Annotated in this window: 22 protein-coding genes; 10 read left to right on the top strand and 12 right to left on the bottom strand. The window is 63.3% G+C overall.

The window, feature by feature from the left end; all coding sequences use genetic code 11:
- Positions 1-6: 6 nt before the first annotated feature.
- From Q9316_RS08965 to coaD, 4 genes are all read right to left on the bottom strand, one after another.
- Positions 7-456, bottom strand: a complete 450-nt coding sequence (locus Q9316_RS08965) for a DMT family transporter (RefSeq protein WP_306034833.1) — start codon at positions 454-456, stop codon at positions 7-9.
- 76 nt (positions 457-532) lie between these two features.
- Entirely contained in the window at positions 533-1,048 is a 516-nt protein-coding gene (locus Q9316_RS08970) for a peptidylprolyl isomerase (RefSeq protein ID WP_306034835.1), read from the bottom strand.
- A gap of 81 nt (positions 1,049-1,129) precedes the next feature.
- Complete coding sequence (locus tag Q9316_RS08975) at positions 1,130-1,687, bottom strand: peptidylprolyl isomerase (RefSeq protein ID WP_306034836.1); 558 nt, start codon at positions 1,685-1,687, stop codon at positions 1,130-1,132.
- A gap of 34 nt (positions 1,688-1,721) precedes the next feature.
- Positions 1,722-2,216, bottom strand: coding sequence for a pantetheine-phosphate adenylyltransferase (coaD, locus tag Q9316_RS08980; protein WP_306034837.1), 495 nt, complete (start codon positions 2,214-2,216; stop codon positions 1,722-1,724).
- Between the two features lie 249 nt (positions 2,217-2,465).
- Here coaD and Q9316_RS08985 point away from each other — a divergent pair, with 249 nt between their 5' ends.
- Both Q9316_RS08985 and Q9316_RS08990 read left to right on the top strand, forming a co-directional pair.
- Positions 2,466-2,591, top strand: a complete 126-nt coding sequence (locus Q9316_RS08985) for a hypothetical protein (protein ID WP_306034838.1) — start codon at positions 2,466-2,468, stop codon at positions 2,589-2,591.
- 14 nt (positions 2,592-2,605) lie between these two features.
- Positions 2,606-2,752 (top strand): hypothetical protein, encoded by a 147-nt coding sequence (locus Q9316_RS08990; protein ID WP_306034839.1) that lies wholly within the window; start codon positions 2,606-2,608, stop codon positions 2,750-2,752.
- Positions 2,753-2,920: 168 nt separating this feature from the next.
- On the opposite strand, the gene gyrA is transcribed toward Q9316_RS08990, so the two are convergent.
- The gene (gene gyrA / locus Q9316_RS08995) at positions 2,921-5,692 is read right to left on the bottom strand and encodes a DNA gyrase subunit A (RefSeq protein WP_306034840.1); all 2,772 of its coding nucleotides are present in this window, start codon (positions 5,690-5,692) and stop codon (positions 2,921-2,923) included.
- Between the two features lie 239 nt (positions 5,693-5,931).
- Here gyrA and Q9316_RS09000 point away from each other — a divergent pair, with 239 nt between their 5' ends.
- The gene (locus Q9316_RS09000; RefSeq protein ID WP_306034841.1) at positions 5,932-6,561 is read left to right on the top strand and encodes a MarC family protein; all 630 of its coding nucleotides are present in this window, start codon (positions 5,932-5,934) and stop codon (positions 6,559-6,561) included.
- Between the two features lie 31 nt (positions 6,562-6,592).
- Here the strand turns inward: Q9316_RS09000 and Q9316_RS09005 are convergent, their stop codons facing one another.
- From Q9316_RS09005 to Q9316_RS09015, 3 genes are all read right to left on the bottom strand, one after another.
- Positions 6,593-7,156: a GNAT family N-acetyltransferase gene (locus Q9316_RS09005; protein WP_306034842.1), complete on the bottom strand. Its 564-nt coding sequence runs from the start codon at positions 7,154-7,156 to the stop codon at positions 6,593-6,595.
- A gap of 67 nt (positions 7,157-7,223) precedes the next feature.
- Entirely contained in the window at positions 7,224-7,631 is a 408-nt protein-coding gene (locus Q9316_RS09010; RefSeq protein WP_306034843.1) for a cupin domain-containing protein, read from the bottom strand.
- Between the two features lie 80 nt (positions 7,632-7,711).
- Complete coding sequence (locus Q9316_RS09015; RefSeq protein WP_306034844.1) at positions 7,712-8,227, bottom strand: single-stranded DNA-binding protein; 516 nt, start codon at positions 8,225-8,227, stop codon at positions 7,712-7,714.
- Between the two features lie 289 nt (positions 8,228-8,516).
- On the opposite strand from Q9316_RS09015, the gene uvrA reads away from it, so the two are divergent.
- The 3 genes from uvrA to Q9316_RS09030 are packed head-to-tail and all read left to right on the top strand — an operon-like array spanning position 8,517 to position 12,899.
- On the top strand, positions 8,517-11,435 hold the full coding sequence (gene uvrA, locus Q9316_RS09020) for an excinuclease ABC subunit UvrA (RefSeq protein WP_306034845.1): 2,919 nt from the start codon (positions 8,517-8,519) through the stop codon (positions 11,433-11,435).
- A 3-nt stretch (positions 11,436-11,438) separates the two neighbouring features.
- The gene (locus tag Q9316_RS09025; protein ID WP_306034846.1) at positions 11,439-12,062 is read left to right on the top strand and encodes a glutathione S-transferase family protein; all 624 of its coding nucleotides are present in this window, start codon (positions 11,439-11,441) and stop codon (positions 12,060-12,062) included.
- A gap of 33 nt (positions 12,063-12,095) precedes the next feature.
- Entirely contained in the window at positions 12,096-12,899 is an 804-nt protein-coding gene (locus Q9316_RS09030; protein ID WP_306034847.1) for a DUF72 domain-containing protein, read from the top strand.
- A gap of 83 nt (positions 12,900-12,982) precedes the next feature.
- On the opposite strand, the gene Q9316_RS09035 is transcribed toward Q9316_RS09030, so the two are convergent.
- Positions 12,983-14,470, bottom strand: a complete 1,488-nt coding sequence (locus Q9316_RS09035) for an NAD(P)H-hydrate dehydratase (RefSeq protein WP_306034848.1) — start codon at positions 14,468-14,470, stop codon at positions 12,983-12,985.
- Between the two features lie 364 nt (positions 14,471-14,834).
- On the opposite strand from Q9316_RS09035, the gene Q9316_RS09040 reads away from it, so the two are divergent.
- The 3 genes from Q9316_RS09040 to tnpA all read left to right on the top strand — a co-directional run bounded on the left by Q9316_RS09040 (position 14,835) and on the right by tnpA (position 17,263).
- On the top strand, positions 14,835-15,173 hold the full coding sequence (locus Q9316_RS09040) for a P-II family nitrogen regulator (protein ID WP_003515720.1): 339 nt from the start codon (positions 14,835-14,837) through the stop codon (positions 15,171-15,173).
- Between the two features lie 57 nt (positions 15,174-15,230).
- A complete protein-coding gene (gene glnA, locus Q9316_RS09045) occupies positions 15,231-16,640 on the top strand; it encodes a type I glutamate--ammonia ligase (protein WP_306034850.1) in 1,410 nt (469 codons plus the stop codon).
- Positions 16,641-16,828: 188 nt separating this feature from the next.
- Entirely contained in the window at positions 16,829-17,263 is a 435-nt protein-coding gene (gene tnpA / locus Q9316_RS09050) for an IS200/IS605 family transposase (protein ID WP_306031944.1), read from the top strand.
- Between the two features lie 107 nt (positions 17,264-17,370).
- Here the strand turns inward: tnpA and Q9316_RS09055 are convergent, their stop codons facing one another.
- Positions 17,371-18,408, bottom strand: coding sequence for a TAXI family TRAP transporter solute-binding subunit (locus Q9316_RS09055; RefSeq protein WP_306034851.1), 1,038 nt, complete (start codon positions 18,406-18,408; stop codon positions 17,371-17,373).
- 43 nt (positions 18,409-18,451) lie between these two features.
- Entirely contained in the window at positions 18,452-19,489 is a 1,038-nt protein-coding gene (locus Q9316_RS09060; protein WP_306034852.1) for a hypothetical protein, read from the bottom strand.
- A gap of 155 nt (positions 19,490-19,644) precedes the next feature.
- On the opposite strand from Q9316_RS09060, the gene hspQ reads away from it, so the two are divergent.
- Entirely contained in the window at positions 19,645-19,977 is a 333-nt protein-coding gene (gene hspQ / locus Q9316_RS09065) for a heat shock protein HspQ (protein ID WP_306034853.1), read from the top strand.
- A 90-nt stretch (positions 19,978-20,067) separates the two neighbouring features.
- Here hspQ and Q9316_RS09070 read toward each other — a convergent pair whose 3' ends face one another.
- Positions 20,068-20,697 carry an invasion associated locus B family protein gene (locus tag Q9316_RS09070; RefSeq protein ID WP_306034854.1) on the bottom strand — a complete coding sequence of 210 codons (630 nt, stop codon included), beginning with the start codon at positions 20,695-20,697 and terminating at the stop codon, positions 20,068-20,070.
- Between the last annotated feature and the right edge of the window lie 244 nt (positions 20,698-20,941).

A 20,941-nucleotide genomic window follows, 5' to 3' on the forward strand; every position in this document is an offset into this window, starting at 1 on the left:
CTGACCTCAGAGGAAGCGGATCATGAGGGCGCCGGCAACGAGCAGCAGGGCGCCGCCAATGCGGCCGACGGAGATTTCACGAACCGCCATGCCGAGGAAGCCGATGCGATCGAGCAGGATGCCGGCAAGAAGCTGGCCGGAGACGGCAAAGGCCATGACGGCGGCAGCCCCGATGCGCGGCGTCAGGAAGATGGCGGTCGTGACATAGACCGTGCCCAGCGCGCCGCCGGCGATGTAGAGCCAGAGGTCGGGGCCGCGCCAGTCGGGCGAGCGGCCCTCGAACGAAGCGGTGGCAACGACGACGAGCGCCAGGATGATCGCACCCGACAGGAAAGAGACGCAGGCGGCAGCCACCGGCATGCTGAGCCCGCGGCCGAGCAGCGCATTGATCGGAGCCTGAATTGCGATGCACGCGCCGGCCGCAATGCCGAGCAGCGCCCAGAGGAAAGCAGCCATATCGACGTCTCTTGAAAAAGGGCAAAGAAAAACCGCGCCCGCCGGGGCGAGCGCGGTCGAAATCGAGGGTTTTCTATCAGGCCGCTACGTCTGCGGCAACCTTCATCGAGACGATGGTGTCGGGATCGCGCACCGGCTCGCCGCGCTTGATCTTGTCGATGTTTTCCATGCCTTCGATGACCTGGCCCCAGACGGAATACTGCTTGTTGAGCCAGGGGGAATCCGTGAAGCAGATGAAGAACTGCGAATTGGCGGAATTCGGCATCTGGCTGCGGGCCATGGAACACGTGCCGCGCACATGGCTCATGTTGGAGAATTCGGCCTTCAGGTCCGGCTTTTCGGAGCCGCCCATGCCGGCGCGGGCCGGGTTGAAGTCCTTGCCGCCGGTCTTGCCGTACTGCACGTCGCCGGTCTGGGCCATGAAGTCTTCGATCACGCGATGGAAGACGACGCCGTCATAGGCGCCTTCGCGCGTCAGTTCCTTGATGCGCGCTACGTGCCCGGGCGCAAGATCCGGAAGAAGCTGGATGACCACCTTCCCCTTCGTGGTCTCCATGATGATGGTGTTTTCCGGATCCTTGATCTCGGCCATGGTCTTTCTCCTTCTAAAGCCTGCCCCGCAAATGGGTCGCGATTGCGCGATTGCAACAGGCGGAAAATCAAAATATGAGGCTTACTTGCCGACGGTGACCTTGACCATGCGGTCCGGATCGGTGACCGAGCCGTTGTTGGCGTCGTCGCCGCGCTTGATCTTGTCGACATTCTCCATGCCGGAGACGACCTTGCCGACGACCGTGTACTGGCCGTTCAGGAAGTCGCCCGGGGCGAACATGATGAAGAACTGCGAATTGGCGGAATTCGGGTCCTGCGCGCGCGCCATGCCGACCGTACCGCGCTCGAAGGGCACGTCGGAGAATTCGGCCGGAAGGTCCGGCTGGCTGGAGCCGCCCGTGCCGGCAGCCTGCGCCTGATAGCCGTCCGCCATGTCGCCATACTGCACGTCGCCGGTCTGGGCCATGAAGCCCTCGATCACGCGGTGGAAGGCGACATTGTCATATTCGCCGGCGGCGGCGAGCGCCTTGATGCGTTCGGCGTGCTTGGGCGCCTTGTCGTTCAGCTCGATGACGACAGGGCCGTCCTTCAGCTGGATCGTGATGAAATCGGCGGCCTGGGCCATGGCGGTGCCCGCGAGGAACAGGGCGCCTGCGAAGGCGAGACGGAGGATGTTCATGATAGCTCCCTTGAGGGGTTCAGGATGATTGCGCTCAGCCCTTCTTGCGGGCCTTGAGGGCCGTAAAGACGGGCGCCGGAACGAAGGCACTGACATCGCCGCCCATCGCCGCGATCTGGCGGACCAATGTGGCGGTAATGGGCCGAGAGAGGGCGCCCGCCGGCAGGAAGACGGTCTGCACGTCCTCCGCCATCTGGCGGTTCATGCCGGCCATCTGCATTTCGTAGTCCATATCCGTGCCGTCGCGCAGGCCCCGGATGAGGAGCTTGGCCTTGTGGGCACGGGCGGCATCGACGACCAGGTTGGAGAAGGAGACGACGCTGACATCCCCTGCCCGCTCCGGCAGCACTTCGGCGATCGAAAGACGGATGAGCTCGGCGCGTTCCTCGAAGGAAAAGAGCGGTGTCTTGCCGGGGTGGATGCCGATGGCGACGATGACCTTGGGCGCCACGTTCAGCGCCTGGACCAGCACGTCGATATGGCCGTTGGTAATCGGATCGAAAGAGCCAGGGTAGAAGGCGACTGTCATCGGCGGGGTCCCGTTTGCCGCCTTTTGTCACGGACCGTGCCGTTTCGCAAGGGTGCGGCCCGTCGCATCCCGAACTGTCCCCTGTGAAGAACATGAACTGTGCGTGAATGGGCCGTTCAAGACGATTTCAGGCAAGCCATGTCTAAATGGCGGCATAGGGGTCGGGAACAAAGGTCGCAGTCGCGCATTCTCCTGACCGAACACAGTGGAACCAGTAATGCGTTTCCTTAGGCTTGAAGGAACACAAAAATGGCACTCGCTCTACTCTGCATGACCATGTTCATCGCGCTCACCGCTGCAACGATCCATGCTTTGCGCGAAGAGGATCGGCCGGCTACGCCCCGGGTCGCCGCACGCGGCAAGTGGCTGCGTTGATCGGGTAAAGTAGGATGGCCGCACTCACGATCCTATTCACAGTCTTCATCAGCGCCGTGTTCACCTTCGACTTTGCGCGCACGATCCTGGAACTCAAACGGGACCGCGCGGAACTGAAGGCGGCAAGACTGAAAACAGAAGCAGGCGGCTTCGGCGTCTAAGAACGCCTCCCTGCAACGCCATGCGCCGTAAGGCGCAAAGGATGATGCAGCACGTATGCCGCCGTCAAAGCGGGCAGCCTTCCCTCCGGGTTGCCCGCGTCAAATGAAAAGCCGGACGGTCGTTCCCTGCCCGTCCGGCTTTTCCATGTCTAGAATGGCCCGAGGCGTTTATTCCTCGGTAGGCGTCGCTTCCGCGGCGTCGATATCGTCCTCGATCATCTCCGCATCGTCCTCGCCTTCCGGCTCGCTGATGCGCTCGACCGAAACCACCTTCTCATCCTTGGCAGTGGAGAAGATCGTCACGCCCTTGGTCGCGCGGCTGGCGATGCGGATGCCGTCCACCGGCACGCGGATCAACTGGCCGCCGTCGGAGACGAGCATGAGCTGGTCCTTGTCCTCAACCGGGAATGCGGCGACCACTTCGCCGATCTCGTTCGTCTTGGACGTGTCGGTAGCGCGGATGCCCTTGCCGCCGCGGCCCGAGGTGCGGAAGTCGTAGGAGGACGACCGCTTGCCGAAGCCCTTCTGCGAAACCGTCAGCACGAACTGCTCGCGCGCCTTGAGCTCCTGGTAGCGCTCTTCCGTGAGGTCGCCGATCTCGCCTACCTCTTCGCCGACCAGCGCGATATCCTCCTCGTCGACGCCGCTGGCGCGGCGCTCGGCGGCGGAACGCTTAAGGTAGGCCGCGCGCTCCCATGGCTCGGCATCGACATGGCTGACGATGGTCATCGAGATGATGCGGTCGCCCTTGCCGAGCGAGATGCCGCGCACGCCGACCGAATTGCGGCCGGCAAAGACGCGAACGTCATCGACCGAGAAGCGGATGCACTGGCCGAGCGCGGTCGTCAGCAGCACGTCGTCGCTCTCCGTGCAGGTCTCGACGTTGAGGATCTCATCGCCGTCTTCCTCCAGCTTCATCGCGATCTTGCCGTTGCGGTTGACCTGGACGAAGTCGGACAGCTTGTTGCGGCGAACCGTGCCGCGGGTCGTCGAGAACATGACGTCGAGGTTTTCCCACGTCGTCTCGTCCTCGGGCAGCGGCATGATCGTCGTTATGCGCTCGCCGGGTTCCAGCGGCAGCATGTTGATGAGCGCCTTGCCCTTCGACTGCGGCGTGCCGATCGGCAGGCGCCAGACCTTCTCCTTGTAGACGATGCCGCGCGAGGAGAAGAACAGGACCGGCGTATGCGTGTTGGCGACGAAGAGGCGGGTCGCAAAATCCTCGTCCTTCATGGCCATGCCGGAGCGGCCCTTGCCGCCGCGGCGCTGCGCGCGGTAGGTGGCGAGCGGCACGCGCTTGACGTAGCCGGCATGCGACACGGTCACCACCATGTCTTCGCGGGCGATCAGGTCCTCGTCGTCCATGTCGGGACCGCCCTCGGCGATCTCGGTGCGGCGCGGCGTGCCGAATTCGTCCCTGATGGCGGCGAGTTCGTCCTTGACGATCGTCATGATGCGCAGGCGCGAGGAGAGGATGTCGAGATAGTCCTTGATCTCCTCACCGATCTTGTTGAGTTCCTCGTCGATCTCGTCACGGCCGAGCGCGGTAAGGCGCGCCAGACGCAGCTCGAGGATGGCGCGGGCCTGCTCCTCGGAGAGATTGTAGGTGAGGTCCTCGTTGATGCGATGGCGCGGATCGTCGATGAGACGGATCAGCACATCGACGTCCTTGGCCGGCCAGCGGCGCTCCATCAACTGCTCGCGCGCCGTCTGCGGATCGGGCGCGCGGCGGATGAGGCTGATTACCTCGTCGATATTGGCAACCGCGATGGCAAGGCCCACCAGGACATGGGCGCGGTCGCGCGCCTTGCGCAGCAGGTATTTCGTGCGGCGGCTGACGACCTCTTCGCGGAAGGCGACGAAGGCGCGAAGCATGTCGAGCAGCGTCATCTGCTCCGGCTTGCCGCCGTTCAGCGCCACCATGTTGCAGCCGAAGGAGGTCTGCAGCGGCGTGTAGCGGTAGAGCTGGTTGAGGATGACCTCGGCATTGGCATCGCGCTTCAGCTCGATGACGACGCGGTAGCCGTCGCGGTCGGATTCGTCGCGAAGGTCGGAAATGCCCTCGATGCGCTTGTCGCGCACGAGTTCCGCCATCTTCTCGATCATCGACGCCTTGTTCACCTGGAAGGGAATCTCGGTGACGATGATCTGCTCGCGGTCCCCGCGCATCGGCTCGATCGTGGCGCGGCCACGCATGACGACGGAGCCTCGGCCGGTCTCGTAGGCCTGACGGATGCCGGCGCGGCCGAGGATCAGCGCGCCGGTCGGGAAGTCAGGCCCCGGAATGTGCTGCATCAGGTCGAGCAGATCGATCGCCGGATTGTCGATCAGCGCGATACAGCCGTTGATGACTTCGGAAAGGTTGTGCGGCGGAATGTTGGTCGCCATGCCGACCGCGATGCCGCCCGCCCCGTTGACCAGGAGGTTCGGGAACTTGGCCGGGACGACGACGGGCTCGCTCATCGTGCCGTCGTAGTTGTCACGGAAGTTGACCGTTTCCTTGTCGAGGTCGTCGAGCAGGGAATGGGCGGCCTTTTCTAGGCGGCATTCCGTGTAGCGCTGGGCCGCCGGCGGATCGCCGTCGACGGAGCCGAAGTTGCCCTGGCCGTCGATCAGCGGCAGGCGGAGCGACCAGTCCTGCGCCATGCGCGCCAGCGCGTCGTAGATCGCGCTGTCGCCGTGCGGATGGTATTTACCCATCACATCACCGGTGACGCGGGCCGACTTCACGTATTTCTTGTTCCAGTCGACCCCCATCTCGCTCATCGAGTAGAGGATGCGCCGGTGCACGGGCTTGAGGCCGTCGCGCACATCGGGCAGCGCGCGGGACACGATCACGCTCATGGCGTAATCGAGATAGGACCGCTGCATTTCCTCGATGATGGAGATCGGCTCAATGCCGGGAGGGTTCTTGCCGCCGGGTGTCGATTGTTCTGTCAATTTCGGTCACGATCGTTGTTCAGAATCAGATGCAATTTTATAGCCTACCGATGCTCCAAGCGCCAATTTCGCCAGGGGTTTTGAACAGGCTTTTCCTGTAAATCCGCCAATTTGCGCATTTTCATGGTCTTGCCGGCAGGACTTTGTCACCGCCCTTCCCTTGCGGCTCGCCCTCGCCTAACAATGCGGGCACAAGGCCATCGCAAACGGCCGCGCAACGGCGAGGGGAAACGCCTTCCATGCTGAACATCGATCTCGTGGTCAATGCGATCACGACCCTGCTCGTGACCATCGACCCGCCCGGCCTCGCCCCGATCTTCCTGGGGCTCACCGTGGGCATGACACGCCCGCAGCGCAAGCAGGTGGCGCTGCGCGGCTGCATCATCGCCTTCTGCATCCTCGCCGTCTTCGCGGTGACGGGTTCCGGCGTCCTCTCGCTGCTCGGCATCTCCATCGGCGCCTTCCGCATTGCCGGCGGCCTGCTCCTGTTCTGGATCGCCTTCGAGATGATCTTCGAGCGCCGCAACGAGCGCAAGGAGAAGACCAGCGAGGTGGCGATCACCCGCGACCACATCCACAACATCGCCGTCTTCCCGCTCGCCCTGCCGCTGATCGCCGGCCCCGGCGCGATCTCCGCGACGATCCTCACCTCCGGCTCCTTCCCTTCCGCGCTCGAACGCGGCGTCCTCATCGGCGTCCTGGCGCTCTGCATCGGCATCCTGTTCCTGTCGCTGGTCATCGCCGAGCGCATCGACCGTTTCCTCGGCAATACCGGCCGTGCCATCCTCACGCGCCTGCTCGGCGTCATCCTCGCGGCGCTGGCGGTGCAGTTCGTGGTCGACGGCGTGAAATCCGCCTTCGCTCTCTGAGCGGGCGGAGAATGGTCGCGCACGCCGGTTGCTAGTGCCGCCGTGCTTTCCATTCGCGTGCCAGAATGGCGTAGATATATTCGTCGCCCCAGGTGCCGTTGAAGCGGTCGTTTTCGACCAGATGAGCCTCGCGCCGCAAGCCGAGGCGTTCGACGACCCCGACCGAACCCTTGTTCCCGGTATCCAGCCGCGCGAAGATGCGATGAAAGCCGAAGGCGGAGAAGCCCAGGTCGATCATCGCGGCAACGGCTTCCGTCGCATAGCCCTGGCCGGCATGGACGGGGTTGAAGATATAGCCGACTTCGCCCTGCAGCGCGTCCTTGCTCTCCAGTTTCAGCAGCACCTCGCCGAGCAGCATGTCATCGCCCTTGCGCGTGACGGCCAGCTTGAACACATCGCCATCCTGTTCGAACTCAGCGTTCAGCAGCCTCGCGAACCGCTCTTCCAGCGCCGTTGCCTCCGGCGGGTCGGCATAGAGGTAACGATAGACGTCCTGCCGGGAATGGTAGGAAGCGAAGGCGGAAAAGTCGCCGGGGGCAAATTTCCGAAGCACGAGCCGTTCGGTCGTGATGGGCAAGTCTGGAAAAGCGATCATGCCGGCTGATCTAGGTGGCCATGGCAACGCATGCAAGGGAACGGCCTGTCGCCACCGCGGAACATGTTCAAGGGTTGTCGGCGAACCATTTGACGATGGCCGGCATGTTCTCCTCGAAGCCGCCGGGCAGGAAAACGTTGAGCAGACCGACCCGCGCGTCCGAGCGGTTCTCGAAGTCGTGCAGCACGGTCGCCGGAATGCGCACGAAGCTGCCGGCAGGGGCCTCCAGCCATTCCTCGCCAGCAAGGATACTGGCGGTGCCCGCAATCACATAGAAGAGTTCGACATTCGCCGCGTGGGAATGGGCGCCGGGCCCGGTCGTATGCGGCTCCAGCCACCATTCGGAAACGCTGTAGGCGTCAGCGGTTTCCCCGTGATCCGCCTTGAAGACCGCGTGCATGCGCCCGAGCGGATAGGCCCGCCCTTCGCCAGGCCGCAGGAAAAGCACGTCCGCAGCCGTCTTCTCGTCCCTCATGACACGCCCTCCTCCGGCGCTGCCCGTCATGAGCACCAAAGAAAAAGACCGGCGCGCGGGCCGGTCTTTCTTTCGTATCCTCAGAACGGGATGTCGTCGTCCATGTCGCGCGACAGCGAGCCGCCCGAGCGGCTTGCACCGCCGCTGCTGCCGCTGCCCGAGGACGGACGCGAGCCGTAATCGTCGTAGCTCGGCGCACCGCCGCCGAAATCGCTGCCGCCACGGCGATCGCCGCCGCCTTCACCACGGCCGTCCAGCATGGTCAGCGTCGAGCCGAAGCCCTGCAGCACGACTTCCGTCGAATAGCGGTCGTTGCCGGTCTGGTCCTGCCATTTGCGGGTCTGTAGTGCGCCCTCGATATAGAGCTTGGCGCCCTTCTTCACATATTGCTCGACGACCTTGCACAGGCCCTCGTTGAAGACGACGACATTGTGCCATTCCGTCTTCTCGCGGCGCTCGCCGCTGTTGCGGTCGCGCCAGGTCTCGGAGGTAGCGATGCGCAGGTTGGCGATCGGCCGACCGTCCTGCGTGCGCCGGATTTCCGGGTCCGCCCCGACATTGCCGATCAAGATCACCTTGTTGACGCTTCCAGCCATACCCTTGCTTCCCGTTGTCGCGCGGGCGACGGTGCCCGACATCATTTCACTATACGAATGCGGCATCTTATAAGCTGCCGTTGTCAGGCGCCGCCCCGCGCAAGTGGTAATCCACAGATCAATTGCAAATTTTGTTCTTTTTTTGTTCTAATAATTCCCTACACTCTTGTCAACCGAATCGGAAACGGGCACGGAATCCTCTGACGACGCATGGACAGGCTCGAACCTGTTCCTACATAGGGGGGCCAACCCTATTTAGGATGCGCAACGACTTCTGACGCTGGATATCATGAGCGAACTCAAGACTATTTCCATTCGCGGCGCACGCGAGCACAATCTCAAGGGCATCGACCTCGACCTGCCCCGCAACAAGCTGATCGTGATGACCGGGCTTTCGGGCTCCGGCAAATCGTCGCTTGCCTTCGACACCATCTATGCCGAGGGCCAGCGTCGCTATGTCGAAAGCCTTTCGGCCTATGCGCGCCAGTTCCTCGAAATGATGCAAAAGCCTGACGTCGACCAGATCGACGGCCTGTCGCCCGCCATTTCGATCGAGCAGAAGACGACCTCGAAGAACCCGCGCTCGACCGTCGGCACGGTCACCGAGATCTACGACTACATGCGCCTGCTCTTCGCCCGCGTCGGCGTTCCCTATTCGCCGGCAACCGGCCTGCCGATCGAGAGCCAGACGGTCAGCCAGATGGTCGACCGGGTGCTGGAATTCGGCGAAGGCACGCGCCTTTACATTCTCGCGCCGATCGTGCGCGGCCGCAAGGGCGAGTACCGCAAGGAACTCGCCGAGCTGATGAAGAAGGGCTTCCAGCGCGTCAAGGTCGACGGCCAATTCTACGAGATCGCCGACGTGCCGGCGCTCGACAAGAAGTACAAGCACGATATCGACGTAGTGGTCGACCGCGTCGTCGTGCGCGCCGATCTCGCCTCGCGTCTGGCGGACAGTCTTGAAACCTGCCTCAAGCTCGCCGAGGGCCTGGCGATCGCGGAATTCGCCGACAAGCCGCTCCCGCCGGAGGAAACCGCGGCCGGCGGCTCGGCCAACAAATCGCTGAACGAGACGCACGAGCGCGTGCTGTTTTCCGAAAAGTTCGCCTGCCCGGTCTCCGGCTTCACCATCCCGGAAATCGAGCCGCGGCTCTTCTCGTTCAACAATCCCTTCGGCGCCTGCCCGACCTGCGACGGCCTCGGCAGCCAGCAGAAGATCGACCCGGACCTGATCGTGCCCGAAAGCGAGCGCACGCTGCGCGACGGCGCCATTGCGCCCTGGGCGAAATCTTCCTCGCCCTACTACAACCAGACGCTAGAAGCCCTCGGCGCCGCCTACGGCTTCAAGCTCTCCAGCCGCTGGTCGGAGCTGTCCGAGGAGGCACAAGGCGCCATCCTGCACGGTACGAAGGAAAAGATCGAATTCAACTATAAGGACGGCGCCCGCTCCTACAAGACGGTCAAGACCTTCGAGGGCATCGTGCCGAACCTGGAGCGCCGCTGGAAGGAGACCGACAGCGCCTGGTCGCGCGAGGAGATCGAGCGCTACATGTCGGCCGCCCCCTGCCCGGCCTGCGACGGCTATCGCCTGAAGCCCGAAGCGCTGGCGGTGAAGATCAACAAGCTGCATATCGGCGAGGTCACGCAGATGTCGATCCGCGTGGCGCGCGACTGGTTCGACGTCCTGCCGGAAAAGCTCAACACCAAGCAGAACGAGATCGCCGTCCGCATCCTCAAGGAGATTCGCGAGCGCCTGCGCTTTCTCAACGATGTCGGCCTGGAATATCTCTCGCTCTCGCGCAATTCCGGCACGCTGTCGGGCGGCGAGAGCCAGCGCATCCGCCTCGCCTCGCAGATCGGTTCCGGCCTGACGGGTGTGCTCTACGTGCTGGACGAGCCCTCCATCGGCCTGCACCAGCGCGACAATGCGCGCCTGCTCGACACGCTGCGGCACCTGCGCGACATCGGCAACACGGTGATCGTCGTCGAGCATGACGAGGACGCGATCCTGACGGCGGACTACGTGGTCGATATCGGCCCGGCCGCCGGCATCCATGGCGGCGAGGTCATCGCGCAGGGCACGCCCGGCGAAGTCATCGCCAATCCGGCATCGCTTACCGGCAAGTACCTGTCCGGCGAGCTTTCCGTCGCCATTCCCGGCGAGCGCCGCAAGCCGAAGAAGAAAAAGGAAATCAAGGTCGTCGGGGCGAAAGCTAACAATCTGAAGAATGTCACCGCCTCCATACCGCTCGGCGTCTTCACAGCGGTGACGGGCGTTTCCGGCGGCGGCAAGTCGACCTTCCTGATCGAGACGCTCTACAAGTCCGCCGCCCGCCGCATCATGGGCGCACGCGAAATCCCGGCCGAGCACGAGCGCATCGACGGTTTCGAATATATCGACAAGGTCATCGACATCGACCAGTCGCCGATCGGCCGCACGCCGCGCTCCAACCCGGCGACCTATACCGGCGCCTTCACGCCGATCCGCGACTGGTTCGCGGGCCTGCCGGAGGCGAAGGCGCGCGGCTACCAGCCGGGCCGCTTCTCCTTCAACGTCAAGGGCGGACGCTGCGAGGCCTGCCAGGGCGACGGCGTCATCAAGATCGAGATGCACTTCCTGCCCGATGTCTACGTCACCTGCGACGTCTGCCACGGCAAGCGCTACAACCGCGAAACGCTCGACGTCACCTTCAAGGGCAAGTCGATCGCCGACGTGCTGGACATGACCGTCGAGGAAGGCGTCGAGTTCTTCGCCGCCGTTCCCGCCGTGCGCGACAAGCTGGTGACGCTGAACCAGGTGGGCCTCGGTTATATCAAGGTCGGCCAGCAGGCCAACACCCTGTCGGGCGGCGAGGCGCAGCGCGTCAAGCTCGCCAAGGAGCTGTCGAAGCGCTCGACCGGCCGCACGCTCTACATCCTCGACGAGCCGACGACGGGCCTGCATTTCCACGACGTCGCAAAGCTGCTGGAAGTGCTGCACGAGCTGGTCAACCAGGGCAATTCGGTCGTCGTCATCGAGCACAATCTGGAGGTCATCAAGACCGCCGACTGGATCATCGACTTCGGCCCCGAGGGCGGCGACGGCGGCGGCGAGGTGATCGCGGAAGGCACGCCGGAAGATGTGGTGAAGGTGGAACGCTCCTATACCGGCCATTTCCTGAAGGAGCTGCTGGAGCGCCGGCCAATGAAGCGGGCGGCGGCGGAGTAGCCGATGATCCTGATCGGCCAGTACGATTCGTCCTATGTGCGCCGCGTGGCCATCGCCATGCGGCTTTACGATCTGCCGTTCGAGCACCGGCCCTGGTCGGTGTTCAGCGAGGGCGACAAGGTGCAGGCGCTCAACCCGTTGATGCGCGTGCCGACGCTGGTGCTCGACGATGGCGACTTGGTGGCCGACAGCGCTTCCATCCTCGATTACGTCGATGGCCTCGTCCCGGCGGAAATGCGCCTGTTGCCGCAGGCCGAGCCGGAGCGCCGCCAGGTCTTGAGGATCATGGCGTTTGCGACCGGTTTGGCGGACAAGGGCGTCAGCCTGTTCTACGAGCAGCACCTGCACGAAACACCTTCCGCCTATTTCGTCGAGCGCTGTCGTGCGCAGATCCTGGCCGTGCTTGCCGCGCTGGAAGCGGAACGCGCCACGCGCCCGGGACCGTACTGGTTCGGCCGCATCACCCATGCGGATATCGCTGTCACCTGCGCCTGGCGCCATGTGGGCGAGGCCCATCCGGGCCTCATCGATCCGGCCGCCTTCCCGGCCCTCGCCGCGCATGCAGCCGGCATGGAAGACCTGCCGGTGTTTCAGGAGATTGCACAACCGTTCATCGCGCCGGCTTGAGGCGCCGCCATCTGTCTGTCGAGGAGAATTGACATGAGCACATCCGGCACCATCAGAACCGGCATCGGCGGCTGGACCTTCGATCCGTGGGAAGGCACTTTCTACCCGGAAAAACTGCCGAAGAAGCGGCAGTTAGAATTCGCCAGCCGGGAACTGACGGCCATCGAGGTGAACGGCACCTACTACGGCTCTCAGAAGCCGGAGACCTTCGCCAAATGGGCCTCCGAAGTGCCCGACGGCTTCATCTTCTCCCTGAAGGCGAGCCGCTTCACGACGAACCGCAAGGTGCTCGCCGATGGCGGCGAGTCGGTCGAAAAATTCCTGACGCAGGGCCTTACCGAACTCGGCGACCATCTCGGCCCGATCCTCTGGCAGTTCCCGCCGACGAAGAAGTTCGAGCCGGAGGATTTCGAGGGATTCCTGAAACTCCTGCCGGAGAAGCTGGACGGCCTCGCGCTGAAACATGTGCTCGAGGTGCGCAACGATACGTTCCTTGTGCCGGAATTCGCCGCGCTCGCCCGCAAGCACAAGGCCGCCATCGTCTATGCGCAGCATGAGGACTATCCGGAGATCGCCGACGTGACGGCGGATTTCGTCTATGCGCGCCTGCAGAAGGGCTCGGACGACATCAAGACCTGCTATCCGGAAAAGGCGCTCGACGAATGGGCGGCACGGCTCAAGGACTGGGCCGCCGGCGGCGAGCCGTCCGACCTGCCGAAGATCGACCCCGACACCAAGCCGGCAAAGAAGGCCCGCGACGTCTTCGCCTTCTTCATCACCTCCGGCAAGGTGAACGCGCCGAACGGCGCGCGTGAACTGCAAAAACGGGTGGGCTGAAGCTTAGCCGCCTGTACGGCCGGTCGGCAGGTGGAGACCGGCCATAGCGAAATTCGAGTCTTCTCGACCGCACCGATGACGCCTCATGCCGTCGGCCAAGGCGGAATAGCGCCCGGCAGGTCTTCCGCCGTCAGCCCCTCGCCCGCAATGCGCCCGGCCTGGCCATGACGCCAGACGGCGCTGGCGGCGGCCTCGAAGGCGGGCAGGCCCTGCGTCAGATGGGCGCCGACAATGCCGGCCAGGACATCGCCGGAGCCCGCCGTCGCCAGCCATGGCGGCGCGTTCTCGTTGACCAGCACCCGGCCGTCCGGCGCGGCGATGACCGTATCGGCGCCCTTGAGGATCATGACGGCGTTGCTGCGTGCGGCGGCCTTCTGCGCCCGCTCGATCTTCGAGAGGGTCTTGTCGCCGGCAAGGTCGGGAAACAGCCGGGCGAATTCGCCATCGTGAGGCGTCAGCACCAGCCGGGGCCCTCCTTCCGCGAAAAGCTCGAAGAGCGCGCTCGGATCGTCCCGGAAGGCACTGATGCCGTCGGCATCGAGCACGAGGCGGCGGCCGCCTTCGGCAAGGCGCCGGACATAACCCCTCGCCTTGTCCGCACCCCCGAATCCGGGACCGAGAACGAAGGTCTTCAGGCGCTCATCCTCCAGGAGGGATTTGAGATCGTCGTCGTCATCGAGCGGTTTGAGCATGATCCCGGTCAGGTGTGCCGCATTGGCGGAAAGCGCATCGCCCGGCGACAGGATGGTGACGAGGCCGGCGCCCGCGCGAAGACCGGCCATGGCGGAGAGCCGCGCCGCGCCGGTGGCGGTCGCCGGGCCGGAAAAGACGGCGAGATGGCCCCGCACATATTTGTGCGTCGCGCCCGTCTGCGCCGGCGACGCAAGACGCCAGATGGCCGGCATGTTCACCCGCATATGGCCGGCATGACCGGCAAGAATCCGCCCGGGAATGCCAATATCGAAAACTTCCATCTCGCCGGCAAGCGTTCGTCCCGGCAGGAGAAGGTGGCCGGGCTTGCGGCACATAAAGGTGACGGTCGCTTCCGCCTCGAAGGCCGCACCCCTCACCTGTCCCGTGCGTCCATCGACGCCGGACGGCAGATCCACCGCCAGCACCGGCAGGGCATTCCGGCGGACAGCCTCGATGAGCCGGATGACGTCGGCCGGAAGGTCGCGCGCCAAACCTGCGCCGAACAGCGCATCGACCACGACATCGCCCGGCTGGGGTTCATAGTCCGCGAGCGGCGCGACCGTGCCGGTAAAATGAAGGAAGGCCGCTGCGGCATCGCCCTTCAGCGTGGCAATATCTCCAAGGACGTGGACCGCTATGACCGCTCCCGCCGCCCGCAGGGCGCGCGCGGCGACAAAACCGTCGCCGCCATTGTTGCCGGGGCCGCAGAGCACGGCGAACCGCAGGGCACCAGGAAAGCGGCGCAGCGCCGCGGCGGCGACCGCCTGCCCCGCCCGCTCCATCAGCCCGTAGCTCGACAGGCCGGATGCCGCGGCCATGCGGTCGATGCGGCCCATCTCCGCGGGCGTTATGATCAGCGTGTCGATTTCCTTGTGCATGGCCCACCATGCCTGCAAAGGCACGACCGAGACAAGCGCGATCTCCGCCTTTGCCGAAAGCCCTTTAAATAGGCATTTGCATATTCAATATGCTCAAATTTGCGCCTTTTCGCGCGAAGCCTGCCCGCCTTCGCGCCATGCCGTGTCTACCGAGACGGAAAGAGACAATTTTTAGGCAGATTTCCCTTCCCCTTTTTCCCGGAAAGCCGCAGTATCGCCGCCGTGAGGACGAGCGGGATCGTAGCGGAAACGGATTTCATTCCATCTGGCACGCATCCTGCTTCAAGTTGGCATGCTACATGCATTCAAGTGAGCAGCGGGCGCAAACCTCGCGCAAACGGGAGAAGCGGAGAGACATTTTCTCATGAAGAAGATCGAAGCGATCATCAAGCCTTTCAAACTCGATGAGGTGAAGGAGGCTCTTCAGGAAGTCGGCCTGCAGGGTATCACCGTCACCGAGGCGAAGGGCTTTGGACGCCAGAAGGGGCACACGGAGCTTTACCGTGGCGCCGAATACGTTGTCGACTTTCTGCCCAAGGTGAAGGTCGAGGTCGTGCTGGCGGACGAGAATGCGGAGGCCGTCATCGAGGCGATCCGCAACGCGGCCCAGACCGGCCGCATCGGCGATGGCAAGATCTTCGTCTCCAACGTCGAGGAAGTCATCCGCATCCGCACCGGTGAAACCGGCGTCGACGCCATCTAATCCGCCCGGCCGTCCGGCCGCGGCTTCCACTCGTCATCACACACAGGAACCATACTAATGACGACTGCCAATGAAATCCTCAAGCAGATCAAGGAAAACGACGTAAAGTTCGTCGATCTGCGCTTCACCGACCCGAAGGGCAAGATGCACCACGTCACGATGGACGTCGGCTGCGTCGATGAGGACATGTTCGCCGACGGCGTGATGTTCGACGGTTCCTCGATCGGCGGCTGGAAGGCCATCAACGAGTCCGACATGGTGCTGATGCCCGACCCGGCGACGGTTCACATGGACCCGTTCTTCGCGCAGTCCACCATGGTCGTCATGTGCGACATCCTCGATCCGGTCTCGGGCGAATCCTACAACCGCGACCCGCGCGGCACGGCCAAGAAGGCCGAAGCCTACCTCAAGGCCTCGGGCATCGGCGACACCGTCTATGCCGGCCCGGAACCCGAATTCTTCGTCTTCGACGACGTCAAGTACAAGGCCGACCCGTACAATACCGGCTTCAAGCTGGACAGCTCCGAACTGCCGTCCAACGACGACACCGACTACGAGACGGGCAACCTCGGCCATCGCCCGCGCGTCAAGGGCGGCTACTTCCCGGTCCCGCCGGTCGACAGCTGCCAGGACATGCGCTCCGAAATGCTGACGGTACTCACGGAAATGGGCGTCACCGTCGAAAAGCAGCACCACGAAGTGGCGGCCGCCCAGCATGAGCTCGGCGTCAAGTTCGACACGCTCGTGCGCAGCGCCGACAAGGTGCAGATCTACAAATACGTCGTACACCAGGTCGCCAATGCCTATGGCAAGACGGCAACCTTCATGCCGAAGCCGATCTTCGGCGACAACGGCTCGGGCATGCACGTCCACCTGTCGATCTGGAAGGATTCCAAGCCGCAGTTCGCAGGCGACGAATATGCCGGCCTTTCGGAAAGCTGCCTCTACTTCATCGGCGGCATCATCAAGCACGCCAAGTCGATCAACGCCTTCACCAACCCGACGACGAACTCCTACAAGCGTCTCGTCCCCGGTTATGAAGCGCCGGTCCTGCTGGCCTACTCGGCCCGCAACCGCTCGGCATCGTGCCGCATTCCGTTCGGCACCGGTCCGAAGTCCAAGCGCGTCGAAATCCGCTTCCCCGATCCGCTCGGCAACCCCTATCTCGGCTTCGCCGCCATGCTGATGGCCGGCCTCGATGGCATCAAGAACAAGATCCATCCCGGCAAGGCCATGGACAAGGATCTCTACGATCTGCCGCCGAAGGAGCTCAAGAAGATCCCGACCGTCTGCGGCTCGCTGCGCGAAGCGCTGGAAAGCCTCGACAAGGACCGCAAGTACCTGACCGCCGGCGGCGTGTTCGACGACGACCAGATCGACTCCTACATCGAACTGAAGATGGCGGAAGTCATGCGTTTCGAAATGACCCCGCACCCGGTCGAGTTCGACATGTACTACTCGGCCTGATCGGCCGGTTTCCTCCCGTCTCCGGACGGGAGGTTGCCCACATGGAAAACCCGGCCAGTGGCCGGGTTTTTTGTTATGGAATAAATAAACCTCCACCTACGGTGGAGGACTGGACTGGTTCTACATTGTCGTTGAGAGACCTCCGCGCTTGGACCGCTAGATTGGCCGAGACATAGAACGGAGGTTTTATGGACGAACGATCGCAATCACACGCGACGTGGGACTGCAAATATCATGTGGTCTTCGCGAGTAAGTACCGAACGAAGCGCCTTTACGGGGACGTAAGGCGTGAGTTGGGTGATCTGCTGCATAATCTTGCTCGACAAAAGGGATGCGAGATCAGGGAAGGGCACTTGATGCCCGACCATGTGCACATGCTGATATCGATCCCGCCGAAATACTCGGTGTCTTCGATTGTCGGCTTTTTGAAAGGCAAGACGGCCCTTTACGTGGCCAACAAATATGCCCGCAAGCGGCGCTACAAGGGCTATCACTTTTGGGCGCGTGGGTACTTCGTCTCTACGGCTGGCTATGATGAGCAGGTCGTCAGACGTTATATCCGTAATCAGGAAAAGGCCGACAAAGCTTCCGACTTTGCCGACCTCTTTAACCGTAGCTACTAACACATAGCAAAACCGCTTCTAGCGGTTCAAGCGCAGCGTTTCAAACCTCCACCTCTGGTGGAGGTCATGACTTGTCTGAAACGTGCAGCGCCGATCTTGCGATGGGCCTATTGCTGCAGCCTCTGCTTGAGCAGGTTCAGGTATTCCTCGTTGGAATCGTCGGTATTTTCGCCGGAAGCCGCGCCGCCCGCCGGCTTGCAGGACGGCTTGTAGTCGAGCGCCATGCCCGCCTTTACGCAGACGCCCACCTGCCAGCCCGGCGGCAGCGCCGTCAGGTCGACCGTCTTCCATTTCGGATGACCCGTCGTCTTCAGCTTGTCGAGGCCGCCAATGATGAGGTTCGAGAAATCCGCCACCGTCTTGCAGCTGTCGCGATGATAGGCGTTGCGCTTGGTGTCGTAGTCGTAGGTCATCATCACGGCCTTGACCGCGACGAGGTCGACCGGCTGGTCCTGGAAGGAATAGGTGCCGGCCTCGATGCGCGAGGGCGTGTAGGTGGCGAGCAGCGGCGCCTCGGTGATCGGCACGAGATGGAACTTCGCCTTGTCGATCGTATTGCCTGTGAAGAGCGATGCGGGCGCGCCGGCCACGTAGAAGAAGGCGTCGATCTCGCCGGAGAGCAGCTTGGGCAGCGCCTCGTCCGGGTTGATGTCCATACGCGCGCCGGCCCTCACCTGCAGGATGTCCATGATGAGCGTCGCGGTCAGGAACGTGCCGCTGTCCTTCTTGCCGACGGCGACCTTCTTGCCGGTAAGGTCCTTCATGCTGGCGATGTCCTTGCGCGCCAGGACATGGATTTCCTCGTTGTAGAGCGGGAACATGATGCGCACGCCCTTAACCGCCTTCTGCACCTCGGGGTCGTTCGCCTCGAACGTCTTCAGATATTCCAGCACGTCGCTCTGCACGATGCCGAACTGGGTGTTGCGCCGGTTGCGCACGCCGACGAAGTTTTCAAGCGATCCGGCACTTTCGACGACGTTCAGCTTCAGGCCGCATTCGGCGCCGAGCGATGCGATATCGCGGCCGATCTTGATATAGGTGCCCTGCGGGCCGCCGGTCATGATGTTGCGCTCGAATTCCTGCGCCGATGCGCCGCCCACCGAAAGCGCAAGGCCGAGCGCGGCCGCCAGAACAGATCGCTTCATCCAAGATCTCCTTCCCAAAGCAGACGGCCAAGCCGCCGCAGAACTAGCAGTCGCTGTCGAGCCCGCGCATCAGGTTGCGCAGCGTCAGGACCGGCACGCGCTTGAACACGCCGCCAAGCGCGTTGGTGACGCATTCTCCAGAGACCAGCGTGCGCTCGAGCTGGTCGCGTTGGCTGCTGGTCAGGCGGTCGAGGCCGGGCGTGCCCTGCATCGCGTCGGCCACCAGCGCAGCGTTGCGCGGGTTGCGGCCGTCCGCCGGCTTGGCGTTGTCGCGCGCGGGCTTCTGCGCGCTGTCCTCCGGCCCGTTCGGCTGCGCGGACCGGGCGGCGATCTCCAGCGCGCTGATCCGGGCGGTAAGCGCGCCGTTGCGTGCATTGAGCGTGGCGATCTCCCGGTCCTTGCGGGCGATCTCCGCACGCAGCGCCGGCAGGTCCTGCGTGCGGATTTTCTCTTCGGCGCGCTGGGCTTCCTCAAGCTGCGCGCGCAGCGTATCGGCTTCCGCTTCCAGCCGCTCCGTTTCGGTGCTTTGCGCCGCAACCTGCTGGCTGCGCGCCTGGTCCAGCGCCTTTTCCAGCCGCGCGATCTGGTCGCCTCGGACGGAAAGCTGGCGTTCGCGGTCGAGCACCGTTTCCTCGGCCCGCTTCTTCAGCGCTTCGGCATCGGCGACGCGCTGTGCGGCAAGTTCCAGGTCGTTCTTCAGCCCCGGTACGATCTCCTGCGTCAGCTTGGCATTTTCTGCGGCCGTCGCCGCGGCATCCGTAGTGCCGGCATCGTCGCTGTTGCGCAGGGTCTCGACCTGACGCTTGAGGCTTCCGTTTTCCTCGGCCAGGGCCTGCGCCTTCTGCGTGCTTTCCTCGACCTGTGCGACGCGGGCATCGAGTTCCCGGGTGAGATCGGCGATACGCTGGTCGCGCTGTTCGATTTCGTTGGTGGGAACCGCGCCGTCCATCATGCGGAAGGCGCCGTAGCCGCCGGCAGCGCCGAGCGCCAGGCTCACCACGGAGGCAAAAAGCACGCCGCCGAGCCCCGAGCCGCTGCTCGCCGCCGGTCCGTTGCTGCTCCTGCCCCACTGATTGTTCATGCCATCCGATCCGTCCGAGACGTTGTTCTTCGAGGTACGCCGAAACGGCGGGAGGTGCAAGCGCCGCACGTCTCTGCCTGTAAAACGTGCGAGGCATCGGAACTATTGATGTTTCAGCGAAATTACCCAAATATAAGAGGAAAGGTAGGTACGCCATGAAGATGCGTGACGCAAAATTTGCCATCGGCGATGTGGTCCGCCACCGGGTTTTCCCGTTCCGTGGCGTGGTCTTCGACGTCGATCCGGAATTCGCCAACACCGAAGAATGGTGGAACGCCATTCCGGCCGAAATCCGGCCCTCGAAGGATCAGCCCTTCTACCATCTCTTCGCGGAGAACGACGATTCGGAATATGTCGCCTATGTCTCCGAGCAGAATCTTGTCGCCGATGACAGCGGCATGCCGATCCGTCACCCGCAGGTCCGCGCGCTGATGGATGTGGACCAGGGCCATTATCGCTGGAAGGAACAGAGCGGTATCTTCCACTAGGGCACACTGCGCTCTAGCCGCTCCGACCACCCCCCAAATGCAAAAAACCCGGCCGATGGCCGGGTTTTTCGTATCGGATGAAGGTCCCGATTACTGGCTCTTGGCCGCCTTCTGGGCGTCTTCGAGCTTCTTGCGAGCTTCCTCGGCCTTCTTCTGCATTTCTTCCTGCAGCAGGCGCTGGCGCTCTTCGAGCTGCGACTGTTCGATCGGCTCGCCGTCGAAGACACCGGTGAAGCCCTCGAGCGAGATCTTGATCGGGTTCGGGGCGCGCTGGAAGTTGATCGAAGTGAAGACCACCTCGCCGCCCTTCTTGAGGCTTGCGATCATCTGGTCGGTCAAGAGCATTTCCGCGACGCACTTGTCGGGCATGCAGATCGCGTAGTCGATCCGCTGGCCCTTGCCGCCGTCGATCTGCATCTGGACGCCGGCCGGGATGAGGCGTGCGCTCGGAACCGAGATCTGCATGATTTTGCGGTTGGTCTTGCCGGTGACGGTGATGAGGCCGACGGCCGTGATGAGCTGGCCGCTGTTTGCCGTCAGCAGGTTCTGCACGATGCAGACATCGTTGTCTTCCTGCTTGGTGCAGACCTTGAACCAGCCCTTCGGCGGCGCGGCCTGCTGCTGCTGTGCCAGCGATGCGGACGGCGCAGCCGCCATGGCAACGGAAGCAGCAAAGGCGGAAAGCACGGTCCGCTTGATGAGTTTGGATGTGAAGATCATAACGAGTTCGGTCTCCTGAAAATCCGGTGCCGGAGCGACGACGCCCCTCCTGGGCCCCTCTAGGGCGTTTTGGTCAGCCGTGCGCTCTCCTGTCGGCGAAATGAGGCATTTGCATGACCCGCTTCGGCGTAACCTGTTACAATGGGCCGCGCCGGATATCCAGCCTTTCCTTGCGAAAATCCCGCATGCCTTCTATTTCCCGCCCCGTCACGCTACCGTCCCGTTCCGGGCGGCTATAATGAAC

Origin of the sequence: Shinella zoogloeoides (genome assembly GCF_030733845.1) — a bacterium.
GTDB lineage: Bacteria > Pseudomonadota > Alphaproteobacteria > Rhizobiales > Rhizobiaceae > Shinella > Shinella zoogloeoides_C.

Coding starts and splice junctions, on each gene's coding strand:
- uvrA (WP_306034845.1), top strand. CDS start 8,517: ATGAGCGAACTCAAGACTATTTCCATTCGCGGCGCACGCGAGCACAAT.
- Q9316_RS09010 (WP_306034843.1), bottom strand. CDS start 7,631: ATGAGGGACGAGAAGACGGCTGCGGACGTGCTTTTCCTGCGGCCTGGC.
- coaD (WP_306034837.1), bottom strand. CDS start 2,216: ATGACAGTCGCCTTCTACCCTGGCTCTTTCGATCCGATTACCAACGGC.
- Q9316_RS09025 (WP_306034846.1), top strand. CDS start 11,439: ATGATCCTGATCGGCCAGTACGATTCGTCCTATGTGCGCCGCGTGGCC.
- Q9316_RS08965 (WP_306034833.1), bottom strand. CDS start 456: ATGGCTGCTTTCCTCTGGGCGCTGCTCGGCATTGCGGCCGGCGCGTGC.
- Q9316_RS09035 (WP_306034848.1), bottom strand. CDS start 14,470: ATGCACAAGGAAATCGACACGCTGATCATAACGCCCGCGGAGATGGGC.
- Q9316_RS08985 (WP_306034838.1), top strand. CDS start 2,466: ATGGCACTCGCTCTACTCTGCATGACCATGTTCATCGCGCTCACCGCT.
- hspQ (WP_306034853.1), top strand. CDS start 19,645: ATGAAGATGCGTGACGCAAAATTTGCCATCGGCGATGTGGTCCGCCAC.
- Q9316_RS09000 (WP_306034841.1), top strand. CDS start 5,932: ATGCTGAACATCGATCTCGTGGTCAATGCGATCACGACCCTGCTCGTG.
- Q9316_RS09070 (WP_306034854.1), bottom strand. CDS start 20,697: ATGATCTTCACATCCAAACTCATCAAGCGGACCGTGCTTTCCGCCTTT.
- Q9316_RS09030 (WP_306034847.1), top strand. CDS start 12,096: ATGAGCACATCCGGCACCATCAGAACCGGCATCGGCGGCTGGACCTTC.
- Q9316_RS09060 (WP_306034852.1), bottom strand. CDS start 19,489: ATGAACAATCAGTGGGGCAGGAGCAGCAACGGACCGGCGGCGAGCAGC.
- Q9316_RS09015 (WP_306034844.1), bottom strand. CDS start 8,227: ATGGCTGGAAGCGTCAACAAGGTGATCTTGATCGGCAATGTCGGGGCG.
- Q9316_RS08970 (WP_306034835.1), bottom strand. CDS start 1,048: ATGGCCGAGATCAAGGATCCGGAAAACACCATCATCATGGAGACCACG.
- Q9316_RS09040 (WP_003515720.1), top strand. CDS start 14,835: ATGAAGAAGATCGAAGCGATCATCAAGCCTTTCAAACTCGATGAGGTG.
- Q9316_RS09055 (WP_306034851.1), bottom strand. CDS start 18,408: ATGAAGCGATCTGTTCTGGCGGCCGCGCTCGGCCTTGCGCTTTCGGTG.
- Q9316_RS08990 (WP_306034839.1), top strand. CDS start 2,606: ATGGCCGCACTCACGATCCTATTCACAGTCTTCATCAGCGCCGTGTTC.
- Q9316_RS09005 (WP_306034842.1), bottom strand. CDS start 7,156: ATGATCGCTTTTCCAGACTTGCCCATCACGACCGAACGGCTCGTGCTT.
- Q9316_RS08975 (WP_306034836.1), bottom strand. CDS start 1,687: ATGAACATCCTCCGTCTCGCCTTCGCAGGCGCCCTGTTCCTCGCGGGC.
- tnpA (WP_306031944.1), top strand. CDS start 16,829: ATGGACGAACGATCGCAATCACACGCGACGTGGGACTGCAAATATCAT.
- glnA (WP_306034850.1), top strand. CDS start 15,231: ATGACGACTGCCAATGAAATCCTCAAGCAGATCAAGGAAAACGACGTA.